Consider the following 12,576-nt stretch of genomic DNA (forward strand, 5'->3'; position numbering starts at 1 on the left):
GACCCTCATGAAGATCGGCAAGGCCACCGTGCCGCGCACGGCCATCTGCACCTCGGACGAACACACGATCGTGATCCGCGGGCGCGACCTCTCGAAGGAGCTGATCGGCAAGATCTCCTTCGTCGACCATTTCTTCCTGCTGCTGACGGGGCAGATGCCGACGCCGGGGCAGACCGCGGTGCTGAACGCCACGCTCGTGGCGATCGCCGAGCACGGGCTGGTGCCCAGCGTGCAGGCCGCGCGCATGACCTTCGCCGCGGCGCCCGATGCGATGCAGGGCGCGGTCGCGGCGGGCATCCTGGGCTGCGGCTCGGTGGTGCTGGGCTCGTCGGAAACGGCGGGCCGCATGTACGTCGAGATCGACGAGAAGATGCAGGCCGGCATGGCGATGGACCAGGCGTCGCTCGCGGTGATGAAGGCCTGGCGCGCGGCGGGCCGCTCGGTTCCCGGCTACGGCCATCCGCTGCACAAGGAGCGCGACGCGCGCGTGGGTGCGCTGTTCGATGCGGCCAAGGCAGCCGGCACGAGCCTGCACTTCGTCGAGATCGCCGAAGCCTGCGAGCGGCAACTGCCCGAGCTGCTGGGCAAGTCGCTCAAGCTCAACGTGTCGGGCGCAATCCCCTCGGTGCTGCTGGGCGCGGGCTTCCCGGTCGAAGCGCTCAAGGGCATACCGATGCTGGCGCGCACCGCGGGGCTGATCGCGCACATGGTGGAAGAGATCCGCCAGCCGATCGGCTTCGCGCTGTCCTACCAGGCGACGCGCGAGATGGAATACGACGGCGACGTGCCGCCGGGCTTCGGGAAGCACGCATGATCCCTGTGCTGCAAGGCCTCAAGGTCATCGAGCAGGGCACCTTCATCACGGGGCCGGCGGCCGGCATGCTGCTGGGCGACCTGGGGGCCGACGTGATCAAGGTGGAGCAGCCGGGCACGGGCGACCCCTTTCGCGCCTTCAAGAACGGGCTGTACAGCCCGCACTACCAGACCTACAACCGCAACAAGCGCAGCATCACGCTGGACACCAAGAGCAGCGAAGACCGCGAGGTGCTGGACGCGCTGATCGCCGATGCCGACGTGTACATCCAGAACTTCCGCCCCGGCGTGGCGGAGAAGCTGGGCGTGGGCGCGCAGCGGCTGCAGGCGCTGAACCCGAAGCTGATCTACGTGGCGATCAGCGGCTTCGGCTCGACGGGCCCTGCCGCGAACAGGCCGGCCTACGACACGGTGGCGCAGGCGGCGAGCGGCTTTCTCAACCTGCTGGTGAACCCCGAGAACCCACGCGTGGTGGGGCCGGCCATTGCCGATTCGCTGACCGGCTTCTACGCGGCCTACGGCGTGCTGGGCGCGCTGTACGAGCGCGGCCGCACGGGCGTCGGGCGCAAGGTCGAGGTGTCGATGCTGGAGGCGATGGCGCATTTCAACCTCGATGCCTTCACGCACTTCTTCCAGGTGGACGAGGTGATGGGGCCGTACAGCCGGCCGAGCGTGTCGCAGTCGTACGTGCTGCGCTGCGCGGACGACAAGTGGATCGCGCTGCACATGTCGTCGCCCGAGAAGTTCTGGCGCGGGCTGGCGGTGGCGATCGAGCAGCCCGACATCTTCGAGGACCCGCGCTTTGCCACGCGCGATGCGCGCATCGAGAATCAGGAGGCGCTGATCGCGCTGCTGGGCACGCGCTTCGCCACGCAGACGCGCGACGAATGGTGCCGCCGCCTGCAGCGCGAGGACGTGCCCAACGCGCCGATGTACGACACCAGCGAGGCGCTGGAAGACCCGCAGGCCAAGCACCTGCAGTTGATGACCTCGGCCGAGCATCCCGTGATGGGGCTCTTTCGCACGGTGCGCTCGCCGGTGAGCTTCGATGGCGAGCGCGCGCTGCAGGTGCGGCCGCCGCCGACGCTGGGCGAGCACAACGACGAGATCCGCGCGGCACTGAAGCGCAAGTAGACAGACAAAGAAGACGGAGACAAGCGAATGACTTTCAGGACAACGATGCGCACCCTGCTCGCCGCGGGCGTGCTGCTCGCGGGCGCGGTGGGGCAGGCCCAGGCGCAAGACAAAGGGGGCCCGATCAAGATGGTGGTGCCCTTCGGCGCCGGCACCACCACCGACACGGTGGCGCGCGTGGTGGGCGAGGCGCTGGGCAAGGCGCTGCAGCAGCCGGTGATCGTCGACAACCGCGCGGGCGCGGGCGGCTCGACCGGCAGCGACCTGGTCGCGAAGTCGGCGCCCGACGGCCGCACGCTGGTGATGGGCACGGTGGGCACGCACGCAATCAACGCCGCGCTCTTCAGCAAGCTGCCCTACGACCCGATGCGCGACTTCGCGCCGGTGGCTTTTGTCGGCTACACGCCGACGCTGCTGGTGGTGGCGGCGGATTCGCCGATCAAGTCGCTGAAGGACCTGGCGCAGGCCGCCGCGAAGCCGCAGGGCGTGACCTTCGCCTCGGCCGGCAACGGCACCTCGGGCCACCTGGCGGGCGAGCTGCTGGCGCAGCGGCTGGGCGGAAAGATGATTCATGTGCCCTTCAAGGAAGGCGCAATGGCGCTGACGGGCGTGATCGCATCGCAGGTGGACTTCATGTTCTATCACCCGGCCGCGGTGATGCCGCAGATCAAGGCGGGCAAGCTGCGCGCGCTGGGCGCGAGCGGCGCGGCGCGCAGCGCGGCGGCGAGCGATGTGCCGACGCTGATGGAGCAGGGCATCGCCGACTTCGACCTGGTCGCGTGGTTCATGTTGTACGCACCCGCCGCCACGCCGGCGGCCACGCTGGCGCAACTGCGCACGGCCGGCGCCACCGCGCTCGCGCAGCCCGAGGTGATGGCCAAGCTGCGCGAGCAGGGCATCGAGTCGCGGCCGATGCGCGCGGAGGAGATGCAGCCCTTCAACAAGATCGAGCTCGGGAAGTGGGCCGGGCTCGTGAAGCGCTCGGTGGCTCAAGTCGACTGAAAGGCTTTCGTTTTTTTGTTCGTTTCGCTCACAAGAATTTATAGGAGACAGGAACCATGAAGACGCAGCAGAACCTTCGAGGCATCGGGCGGCGCGCCGCCGTGGGCGCCATCGCGCTGGCCGCGGCCGGCTTCGCGCTGGCACAGCAGCCGGCGGGCCAGCCGGTCCGCATCGGCAGCACGCTGGCACTCACCGGGCCGCTCTCGGCGACGGCGCAGATCCACAAGCTGGTGGGCGAGATCTACGTCGAGCAGCTCAACCAGCGCGGCGGCCTGCTGGGCCGGCCGGTGGAGTGGGTGGTGAAGGACGACCAGTCCAAGCCCGACCTGGCGCGCACGCTGTACGAGCAGCTGGTGACCGCGGACAAGGTCGACCTGCTGATGGGGCCCTACGCGACCGGCGCGATCCTCTCGGCCATGGGCGTGGCGCAGCGCTACAACAAGGTGCTGGTGCACCACACGCTGGGCATTCCCTCGCTGGCCAAGTACGACATGCAGTTCCCGGCCTGGTCGATCGGCTCGGACCCGGCGACCACGGTACCCAACACGCTCTTCGATGCGCTTGCGGCCTCGCCCAAGCCGCCGAAGACGGTGGCGGTGGTGACGAGCAAGTTCCCCTCGATCCAGTTCATGAGCGCGGGTGCGCGCGAGGTGATCAAGAAGCGCGGGCTGACCGAGGTGCTGTTCCTCGAATGGGACTTCGGCAACCGCGACTTCGGGCCGATCGCCAATCGCGTGAAGGATGCCAAGCCGGACTTCGTGTGGGTCGGCGCAATCGGGCTGGAGGGCAACCTGCTGCTCGACGCGATGAAGAAGATCGACTACTCGCCGCCGCAGCACTTCTACCTGTACCCGGCGCCGGGGCCGCTGCTCGCGTCGCCGGATGCGAAGAACGCGCTCTCGGCCACCATCTTCGAGGCGCAGCCGCCCTTTATCGCCAACAAGGGCGCGGCGGAGTTCGTCAAGCTCTACAGCGAGCGTGCCGCCAAGGCCGGCTTCCCCGACACCTCGGTCGAGACGCAGGCCGCGGCTTCGTACACCGCGTGGCAGATCCTGGAAGCGGGCGTGGTCGCCACCAAGAGCCTGGACGACAAGGCCATCGGCACCTGGCTCAAGGCCAACAAGGTCGACACGCTGCAGGGCAAGCTGCGCTTCGACGGCACGGGCAACTTCGGCGACGACCTGATGCGCATCAAGCAGATTCAGGGGGGCAAGTGGGTGGTGGTGTGGCCGAAGGAAGTGACCTCCGGCGGCGCCAAGATGATCGTGCCCTGACATGAGCGGTTTCACGCTGCCCAGCATCTCGCTGCTGTCCCAGTCCATTCTCTCCGGCATCTTCGTCGGTGCGCTCTACGGATTGATGGGGCTGGGGCTCAGCCTCAGCTGGGGACTGCTGCGCCTGATCAACCTGGCGCATTTCGCGTTCGCCTTCCTGGCGGCCTACCTCTGCTACCAGATGGCGTCGATGGGCATGGACCCGCTGCTGACGCTCTTCGTCATCGTGCCGCTGTTCTTCGCGCTCGGCGCGGGGCTGCACTGGGTGATGGCGCGCTTTGCGGTGACGCCCTTCAACTCGCTGCTGCTGACCTTCGGGCTGACGGGCATCGCGGAGAGCGTGATCCAGTCGATCTGGACGGCGGACTTTCGCAAGCTCGAGTCGCACTACGGAGAGCAGAAGTTCAAGCTCGCGGGACTGTACATCCCGGTGCCCGAGCTGATCACGCTGGTGATCGCGGTGGCGCTCGCCTTCGCGGTGTGGGGCGTGCTGCGCTACACCGACCTGGGCCGCGCCCTGCGCGCTGCCGCGCAGGACGGGCCGGTGGCCTCGGCCTTCGGCGTCAACGAGAAGGCGCTGGGCCTGCTGCTGGCCGGTACCTGCGCGGCGCTCGCGAGCATCGCGGGCGTGTGCCTGGCGCTGAGCTTCACGCTCACGCCTTCGCAGATGTACGCCTGGATCGGCGTGGTGTTCGCGGCGGTGATGCTGGGCGGGCTGGGCAGTGCGCTCGGACCGCTGGTGGCAGGGGTGCTGATCGGCGTGAGCGAGGCGGTGACGATGGCGGTGACGGCGCCTTCGTGGGCGCCGATCGTGTCGTTCACGCTGTTGATCCTGATTCTTCTGTTCAGGCCGGGAAAGAGTGCTTAGATGAAGCCGCAAAGCATCGGACTTGGTTCCCTCTCCCTCTGGGAGAGGGCAAGAGAGGGAGCGGGGGCAACGAACGCGATCGCATCGCGCCCAACGGGGAAGAGGCTGACCCCGCTCCTCATCCTCTTCGCAGGCATCGCGCTCGCCTTCGTGCCCCAGCTCGGCCTGCCGGCCTTCTACGACTCCCTGCTCTACCTGATGCTGCACTGGGTGGTGCTCGCCACCTCGTGGAACATCCTCTCGGGCTATTCGGGGTATTTCTCCTTCGGCCACGGCGCCTTCTTCGGCGCCGGCATCTACACCAGCGCCAACCTGATGGCGCGCTACGACTGGCCCTTCCTCTGGACGTTGCCCGCCGCAGCGCTGGTGGCGATGGTGCTGGGCGTGGCGCTGGGCGCGATCGTGTTCCGCGTGAAGGGCGTGCGCGGCGAGCTGTTCGCGCTGCTGACGCTGGCGATCACCTTCGTGATCGGCACCATCGTCGTCAACACGCCGCTCGATGGCGGCAACGGCGTCTCGCTGGCGGCGGTGACGGTGCCGAAGGTCGGGCCCACGGCCTCGTCGACCTTCTACCTGCTGGCGCTGGCCGCGGCGGTGGTCACGCTGCTGATCGCCTGGGGCATCCAGGTGTCGAAGTTCGGCGCCGGGCTGTTCGCGATCCACGACGACGAGGAAGCGGCCGAGGTGCTGGGCGTGCCCACCTACCGCTACAAGCTGATGGCGCTGGCCGTGTCGTGCGGGCTGGCGGGGGTGGCGGGCGGCATCCACGCGCTGTTCCTGTCGTACGTGACGGCGGGCGAGGTGTTCACCATCACGGTGCCGCTGACGGTGGTGCTGATGAGCGTGCTCGGCGGCACGCGCCACTGGGCCGGGCCGGCGATCGGCGCGGTGGCGATCACGGGGTTGCTCTACAGCTTTACCGCGGCGGACCATGCCGTGGCGGGCAAGGCGCTGATCGGGGTGATCCTGATCGCGGCAATTCTCTTCATGCCCGACGGCATCCTGGAACGCGTGCGGCGGCTGTGGCGGCGTGCGCCGGGTGCAGGAACAGTGGTGGCGCCTGCGCCCGCGGCGGCGGTCCTCGCCCCGCCGGCCGTGGCGAGCGCGGCCCCGCAAGGCGAGGTGCTGCTGCGCGTGAAGGGGCTGAGCAAGTCCTTCAAGGGCGTGCGTGCGCTGTCGGGTGTGGACGTGGAGGTGCGGCGCGGCGAGATCCTGGGACTCTTGGGCCCCAACGGCTCGGGCAAGTCCACCTTTATCAATGTCGTCAGCGGCCACTACACCCCAACCGCCGGGCACATCGAGTTCGAGGGCCGCAGCCTCAACGGCCTGCCGGCCCACCGCATCGCGGGCAGCGGCATCGCGCGCACCTACCAGATCCCGCGGCCCTTCGGGCATTTGAGCGTGCTGCAGAACGTGGCCATCGCCACGATGTTCGGCGGCGCCGTGCGCGACCCCTCGGACGCGCAGCGGCAGGCGATGCGCTGGTTGGAATTCACCGGCCTGGAGGCCAAGCGCGACGCGCGGCCCGAAGACCTGAACCTGCACCAGCGCAAATTCCTGGAGCTGGCGCGCGCGCTGGCCTCGCGCCCGCGGCTGGTGCTGCTGGACGAGGTGCTGTGCGGGCTGACGCCCGGCGAGATCGACGATGCGGTGGCGCTGATCCGGCGCATCCGTGAGCAAGGCTCCACCATCGTCTTCGTCGAGCACGTGATGCGCGCGGTGATGGCACTGACCGACCGCATCGTGGTCTTCAACCACGGCGAGCTGCTGGCCGAGGGCGCGGCGCGCGACGTGATGCAGCGGCCCGAGGTGATGAGCGCCTATCTCGGAAAGGCCGCCCATGCTTGAAGTGCGTGACCTGCAGGTGGCCTACGGCGCGGCGAATGCGCTGTGGGGCGTGTCGCTGGAGCTGCGGCGCGGCGAGCTGCTGTGCGTGGTCGGGCCCAACGGGGCCGGCAAGACCACGCTGATCGCCACGCTGGCCGGCATGCTGCGCGCGCGCAGCGGGCGCATTGTGTTCGACGGGAAGGACATCACGCGGCTGGCGGCGCATCGCTTCTGCGAGGCCGGCATCGCGCTGGTGCCGGAGGGGCGGCGGCTCTTCACCGGCATGACGGTGCAGGAGAACCTGGAGCTCGGCAGCCTGCTGCCGCAGGCCAAGGCGCACCGGCAACAGACGATGGCGCAAGTGCTCGAGCTGTTTCCGGCGCTGAAGGAGAAGCTCGCGAGCCCGGCCGGCGAGCTCTCGGGCGGGCAGCAGCAGATGGTGGCGATCGCCCGCGCGCTGATGGCGCGGCCGCGCCTGCTGCTGCTGGACGAGCCATCGCTGGGCCTCTCGCCGCGCATCGTGGGCGACATGTTCGCGGCCATCCGGCGCATCAATGCCGACGGCGTGTCGGTGCTGCTGGTGGAGCAGAACGTCGCGATGGCGATGGAAGTGTCGCAGCGCGCCTATGTGCTGGAGGAGGGCCGCATGGTGGCCGAAGGCCTGCCGCAGGAGCTGCTGGCGCGGCCGGAGATCCAGCGCGTGTACCTCGGCGTCTGAGTTTTATATGGAGAAGCCCATGTTGTTCCCCACCACCATCGTCGGTAGCTTTCCGCAGCCCGAGTGGCTGATCGACCGCGCCAAGCTGGCGGGCCGCTTCCCGCCGCGGGTGCGGGCGCGCGAGCTGTGGCGCATTCCGCCGCAGTACCTGGAAGAGGCGCAGAACGACGCGACGCTGATGGCGATCCGCGCGCAGGAAGAGGCCGGACTGGACATCGTGAGCGACGGCGAGATCCGGCGCGAGAGCTATTCGAACCGCTTCGCGACCGCGCTCGACGGCGTGGACCTGGACAACCCCGGAACGGCGCTGGACCGCTCGGGGCATCCGAACCCGGTGCCGCGCATCGTCGGGCGCATCCGGCGGCGGCATCCGGTGGAAGTGGAGGACCTGAAGTTCCTGCGCGCGCATACCGAGCGGCAGGTGAAGATCACCGTGCCCGGCCCCTTCACCATGCTGCAGCAGGCGCAGAACGATTTCTACAAGACCGAGGAAGAGGCGGCGATGGACTATGCCGAGGCGGTGAACGCGGAGATCCGCGACCTGTTCGCCGCCGGCGCCGACGTGGTGCAGATCGACGAGCCCTACATGCAGGCGCGGCCCGAGAAGGCACGGCAGTACGGGCTGGCGGCGCTGAACCGTGCGCTCGAAGGCATCACGGGCACGACGGCGGTGCACATCTGCTTCGGCTACGCGGCGATCATCCACGAGCGGCCGAGCGGGTATTCCTTTCTGCCCGAGCTGGCGCAGTGCAGCTGCCGGCAGGTGTCGGTGGAGACGGCGCAGTCGCACCTGGACTGCTCGGCACTGGCCGCGCTGGACGGCAAGCGGGTGATGGTGGGCTGCATCGACCTGTCGACGCCGGAGGTGGAGTCGGTCGGGACCATCGTCGAGCGCATCCGGCGTGCGCTGCCCTATGTGAAGGCAGAGAACGTGATCCTGGCGCCGGACTGCGGCATGAAGTATTTGCCGCGGGAGGCGGCGATCGGCAAGCTGCGGGCGATGGTCGCGGCGGCGCGCGTGCTGCGCGAGGAGCACGCGACGTAGCCGCTCGCGCGCAGGCAGCTCGGACGCGCAAGCCTCTCCGGATGCGCCCTGGCAGGCACCGCTGCGGCTGACGCTCATTTCTTCATGGCCTTGATGTCGGCCTTTCCCTTCGCCTGTTCTGCCTTGGCCTGCTTCACGCAAGCGGCCTTGGCATCGCCCTTCTGGTCGTCGCATTTCTCCTTGGCGACGCCATAGACGGCCTCCACCTTCGCCTCGGCGACCTTGCGCGCATTGCTGTCGCTGGGCTTGCGCTGCTGGTCGAGTTCAGCCTTGGCAATCTTCTCCTTGCCCTTGGCTTCCTCGGTGCAGACGTCCTTGGCGTTGCCCTTCATGGTGTCGCACTGAGCCTTGGCCGCCTTGTATTCGGCTGCGATCTTGTCGCGGTCGGCCTTGTACGCGGCGTCGGCCGGGCCGAGCGTCGCCGGCGGCTGTGGCGGTGGCGGCGTGCTGACCTGCGCGCCACTCTGGACGGCAACCAGGCACGAAGATGCAATGGCGAACATCAACAACAGCTTTTTCATGATGGTCTCCTCGACGCCGACAGGTTGTAGGGACCCCATGTTCCTGCTTGAACTTCAGCGTCATCGTCAATGTGGGTGAGATGGCGAAGGAACCAGTCGCGCGCGAGCGACGATCGGCGAGCAACCCGATGTCGAACCGCAGCTGGCGCATGTGTTCATCGACCGCTTCTTCTTTGGCGGTCAGCAGGTCCGCCAGCAGGGTGGCCAGGCGAGCCGCGTTGAGCTCTTGGACCACCTCGCGATTGCGTGGGCTGAATCGACTGCTCCCGCTGCCATGCGCAAACAGCACAATGCCACGCGCCGCAGGGGGCAGGGCCAAGTCGGCTTCGAGCATGGCCTCGCGCACCGCGATCCGAACCGCAAGCTGTCCGCTCGATTTCTTTGCGGCGTCCAGGTCAGGCGGCCGCTCCGGTGAGCTCGCCCATCAGCTCTTCCTTGCGAGTCTCCAGCTGCTCGCGCATGGCGACCAGGTCGAGTCCCCGGGCCGCGCGCGCCTTGACGAAGATCTCGTTGCGCTCTTCCTTCACATGGTGGTCGATGTACTCGCCGAGGACCGTGACCTTGGCGTCGAACTTGTCGTCGACCTCGGCCGCGTCCTGGATCTGTGCGATCAGGTCCTTGGCGCTCGCGTGCTCGACCTCGGCTTCGTCGAGCAGGTCGGTGTCCTTGATGGCCTCTCGCAGGGCGGGATAGAAGATCTCTTCCTCGATCTGCGCATGCACGGTCAGCTCCATGCAGATCTGGTTGGCGAGGTCGCGCTTCTTCTGGGACGCACTGGCCGCCTTCGAGCTAGCCAGCGTCTCGTACTCCTTGAACATCTTCCTCACGTTGCGGTGGTCGCTGTCGAGCAGGCTGCAGGCGTCGGGCTCTGGGCGTTTGGTGGTGGGCATCGTGGGCTCCAATGGTGGGGTGGTTGCGGGGAAGCACAGCTTGTGATGACGTGATCGGGCCTCGCGTAGGAACGCGCCGCGGGAGAAATATCGACAAAGCGGAAGGGGCGGGAACGCAGCGCTTCGCCGCCAACTCAGCCGTGTGGAAGCCGACGAGATCCGTTCGGGCGAGGAAGCCGTTCGCGACGGCTCGGCGCGCCTCGTGTTCGCCACGCCGGAGAGGCTTGCCGACGCCGGCTTCGCGGCACTGCTCCGGGGCCGCGAGATCTCCCTGCCCTAGTTCGTGGCGAAGCAGTACAGCAAGCCGTCCCCGCCCGTTCCGCGCAAGGCCTGCTGGCTGCACCCGCCGCGCGATTGATGCGAGGAGTTCCACGACGTGGACCAGGGGTCCGTCGTCGGGCCCGAGCGGTCGTGATGGCCCACGATGGTGACCCCTTCGGCGCCGCTGCGCGTCCAGTTCCCGCAGGTCATGTCGGTGTCGTTCGGCGAGAAGGCCGTTCCGTCCGCGCGCGAACCCGTCAGGATGTCGTGGCGGTTGGGCGTATCGCCGCGCCCAAGGACGAGCTCTCCCTTCTCGTTCAGCGCGGTCTGCTTGGAGATGTTGTTGGCGCCGTGCAATTGATCGACATCACGTGCGATCAAATCGCCCTTCGCGTTGCTCCAGGGACCCTTGCCGATCCGGTCGCGCGCATTGACGGTGGGCACGCCGTCCTTGCCCTGGGTGCTCAGGTAGGCGCGCCAGGTCTTGCCGCCCGCACCGGCCGCCGACGCCAGCGATTGGCAATGGCGGTCCGCCCCTTCCAGCCCGCCCAGATCGGCGCCCTTGCCGGCGCCGACGCTGGTCACGAAGAAACCCATCCCTGCGCTTCCCATCCCGCCGGACTTCATCGCCGTACACGCTGCAACGGCAAGGGGGAGGCCAATCAATACGGCCCGCAGGGGCCAGGAAAGACGTTTTGCCATGGTTCGTCTCCTTCGTCGATGGATTGTTGTTCGCGCCGTGGCTCGGCGACCTGCTTCAGGCTGGGCGAATTATGGGAGCGGCACGCGGGGTTGAACAGCGGGGTTGCCCCCGGAAGACCCGCCGCGATTCGCGACGATCTTGTTACTCCCGGCCGCGCTCCCGTTCGGGAGAGACTTGTTCGCATCGAAGCCCGATGACTTTGAAAGGACAAGAGAAATGACTCAGGCCTACACCGGCGGCTGCGCGTGCGGCGCGATCCGCTACGAGATCTCAGGCGAGCCGATCTTCCAGAACCACTGCCAGTGCCGCGACTGCCAGCACAAGAGCGGCACCGGCCACGGCTCGTACCTCACCTTCCCGCGCGGCGGCGTGAAGCACAGCGGCCAGGCCACGCTGTGGAACATGGTCGGCGACAGCGGCAACGTCAAGACCCGGGCGTTCTGTCCGACCTGCGGCTCACCCGTGTACATGACCTTCGCAGCGATGCCCGACGTCTTCACCGTGCACGCCGCGAGCCTCGACGATCCCGGCCGCTATCGGCCGCAGGTGGTCACGTATGCCGTGCGAGGGCACGAATGGGATTCCTTGGATCCGGCATTGCCGAAGTTCGACAGGATGCCGCCGATGTGAGGGCAGGCGCCCTCAGCCGCGCGTGACCTCGACGCTGTACAGACCCCACGGGCACAGGGCGAAGCGTTCCTTCAGCGGCTTGTCCTTGAACGCGGCCAGCGTATCGGCCTCGAAGATCGCCCATAACGGCCCCAGTCCACCGAGCGCGAGCGGGGCGCCATCCATCTCGGTGGCCACGATCATCCGGTAGCTGCGTGCGTCGGCCATGCGCATGGGCACGACATAGCCGTCCACCGCGCGCAGGGCCAGCATCGCGTCGGCGGCGACGCCCGCGGCCTCCATCACGCTGGTCAGCAAGGGGCCGGCGAGCGCGTGCACCTTGGCGTCGTACTCGAGCGTCGGCTTGATGCGGACCACCGGCAGGCGGCGCAAGGCCTCGGCGTCGAAGACGTAGGCCTTGTCGAACTTGACGCCGTGCTTCGCCATCAACTGGTCGAGCGCGGGATCGACGGGGCCGCGGTTGGTCTTGCCGACTGCGCCGCTGACGGTGAGGAGGCCGGGGCCCTTCGGGGTCTTGTCTGCCGCCGACGCGTGGAGGGAAGAGAACGATGCGGCGAGTGCCGCGGTGCCGAGGAAATGTCGTTTGTTCATCGGGCGATTGTGGAGTGAGGCGCCATCGCGGGGAAGCACTTCGTGCCGCCGACGGGAGTTCGGTTTTGGCGACGTCGCGGCGATCAAGCAAGAGGCCGTGCCAAAGCGCCTGGGCTTCGGCGGCGCGCCACCGAAGCCGCGGCGTCCTCTCTCCGGTGGAGGTGCGGTCTCGCCGATCGCGGTACACCACAGCACCGTCGAAACCGACATCGACAACAGCGTGTACCTGCAGCATCCGATGCGCCGGCTGCGGCCGGGTACCAGGCGGTAGTTCGCGGCCCCAAGTCCGAGGAGAACAT

At 68.1% G+C, this 12,576-nt stretch carries 16 protein-coding genes; 12 read left to right on the forward strand and 4 right to left on the reverse strand.

Features of this window, described 5'->3' with window-relative positions; translation table 11 throughout:
- Positions 1-7 precede the first annotated feature (7 nt).
- The 8 genes from GXN78_RS12030 (at position 8) to GXN78_RS12065 (ending at position 8,681) form a co-directional block, all read left to right on the forward strand.
- On the forward strand, positions 8-814 hold the full coding sequence (locus GXN78_RS12030) for a citryl-CoA lyase (protein WP_106559361.1): 807 nt from the start codon (positions 8-10) through the stop codon (positions 812-814).
- On the forward strand, positions 811-1,947 hold the full coding sequence (locus GXN78_RS12035) for a CoA transferase (protein WP_106559362.1): 1,137 nt from the start codon (positions 811-813) through the stop codon (positions 1,945-1,947). The genes GXN78_RS12030 and GXN78_RS12035 overlap by 4 nt, the downstream gene beginning before the upstream one ends.
- 27 nt (positions 1,948-1,974) lie before the next feature.
- Entirely contained in the window at positions 1,975-2,949 is a 975-nt protein-coding gene (locus GXN78_RS12040) for a tripartite tricarboxylate transporter substrate-binding protein (protein WP_106559363.1), read from the forward strand.
- A gap of 56 nt (positions 2,950-3,005) precedes the next feature.
- A complete protein-coding gene (locus GXN78_RS12045) occupies positions 3,006-4,223 on the forward strand; it encodes an amino acid ABC transporter substrate-binding protein (protein WP_106559364.1) in 1,218 nt (405 codons plus the stop codon).
- A 1-nt stretch (position 4,224) separates the two neighbouring features.
- Positions 4,225-5,091 (forward strand): branched-chain amino acid ABC transporter permease, encoded by an 867-nt coding sequence (locus GXN78_RS12050; protein WP_106559365.1) that lies wholly within the window; start codon positions 4,225-4,227, stop codon positions 5,089-5,091.
- A 150-nt stretch (positions 5,092-5,241) separates the two neighbouring features.
- Complete coding sequence (locus GXN78_RS12055) at positions 5,242-6,939, forward strand: branched-chain amino acid ABC transporter ATP-binding protein/permease (RefSeq protein ID WP_239142677.1); 1,698 nt, start codon at positions 5,242-5,244, stop codon at positions 6,937-6,939.
- Positions 6,932-7,636 carry an ABC transporter ATP-binding protein gene (locus GXN78_RS12060; protein WP_106559367.1) on the forward strand — a complete coding sequence of 235 codons (705 nt, stop codon included), beginning with the start codon at positions 6,932-6,934 and terminating at the stop codon, positions 7,634-7,636. Before GXN78_RS12055 ends, GXN78_RS12060 begins: the two co-directional genes overlap by 8 nt.
- Positions 7,637-7,655: 19 nt before the next feature.
- The gene (locus tag GXN78_RS12065) at positions 7,656-8,681 is read left to right on the forward strand and encodes a uroporphyrinogen decarboxylase family protein (RefSeq protein WP_106559368.1); all 1,026 of its coding nucleotides are present in this window, start codon (positions 7,656-7,658) and stop codon (positions 8,679-8,681) included.
- A gap of 74 nt (positions 8,682-8,755) precedes the next feature.
- On the opposite strand, the gene GXN78_RS12070 is transcribed toward GXN78_RS12065, so the two are convergent.
- Positions 8,756-9,202, reverse strand: a complete 447-nt coding sequence (locus GXN78_RS12070; protein ID WP_106559369.1) for a hypothetical protein — start codon at positions 9,200-9,202, stop codon at positions 8,756-8,758.
- 151 nt (positions 9,203-9,353) lie between these two features.
- Here GXN78_RS12070 and GXN78_RS42195 point away from each other — a divergent pair, with 151 nt between their 5' ends.
- Positions 9,354-9,617 (forward strand): hypothetical protein, encoded by a 264-nt coding sequence (locus GXN78_RS42195; protein ID WP_164255431.1) that lies wholly within the window; start codon positions 9,354-9,356, stop codon positions 9,615-9,617.
- On the opposite strand, the gene GXN78_RS12080 is transcribed toward GXN78_RS42195, so the two are convergent.
- Entirely contained in the window at positions 9,598-10,092 is a 495-nt protein-coding gene (locus GXN78_RS12080; protein WP_106559370.1) for a hemerythrin domain-containing protein, read from the reverse strand. The genes GXN78_RS42195 and GXN78_RS12080 overlap by 20 nt on opposite strands.
- A gap of 142 nt (positions 10,093-10,234) precedes the next feature.
- On the opposite strand from GXN78_RS12080, the gene GXN78_RS12085 reads away from it, so the two are divergent.
- Positions 10,235-10,372, forward strand: a complete 138-nt coding sequence (locus GXN78_RS12085) for a hypothetical protein (RefSeq protein ID WP_164255432.1) — start codon at positions 10,235-10,237, stop codon at positions 10,370-10,372.
- Here the strand turns inward: GXN78_RS12085 and GXN78_RS12090 are convergent.
- Positions 10,369-10,980, reverse strand: a complete 612-nt coding sequence (locus tag GXN78_RS12090; protein WP_204162250.1) for a hypothetical protein — start codon at positions 10,978-10,980, stop codon at positions 10,369-10,371. The genes GXN78_RS12085 and GXN78_RS12090 overlap by 4 nt on opposite strands.
- A gap of 292 nt (positions 10,981-11,272) precedes the next feature.
- Between GXN78_RS12090 and GXN78_RS12095 the strand changes: the two genes are divergently transcribed.
- A complete protein-coding gene (locus tag GXN78_RS12095; RefSeq protein ID WP_106559372.1) occupies positions 11,273-11,686 on the forward strand; it encodes a GFA family protein in 414 nt (137 codons plus the stop codon).
- A gap of 12 nt (positions 11,687-11,698) precedes the next feature.
- On the opposite strand, the gene GXN78_RS12100 is transcribed toward GXN78_RS12095, so the two are convergent.
- Positions 11,699-12,277 carry a molybdopterin-dependent oxidoreductase gene (locus tag GXN78_RS12100; RefSeq protein WP_106559373.1) on the reverse strand — a complete coding sequence of 193 codons (579 nt, stop codon included), beginning with the start codon at positions 12,275-12,277 and terminating at the stop codon, positions 11,699-11,701.
- Positions 12,278-12,374: 97 nt separating this feature from the next.
- On the opposite strand from GXN78_RS12100, the gene GXN78_RS12105 reads away from it, so the two are divergent.
- Positions 12,375-12,548, forward strand: a complete 174-nt coding sequence (locus GXN78_RS12105) for a hypothetical protein (protein WP_164255433.1) — start codon at positions 12,375-12,377, stop codon at positions 12,546-12,548.
- Positions 12,549-12,576 lie beyond the last annotated feature (28 nt).

The organism is Variovorax sp. WS11, from assembly GCF_010499245.1.
Classification (GTDB): Bacteria; Pseudomonadota; Gammaproteobacteria; order Burkholderiales; family Burkholderiaceae_C; genus Variovorax.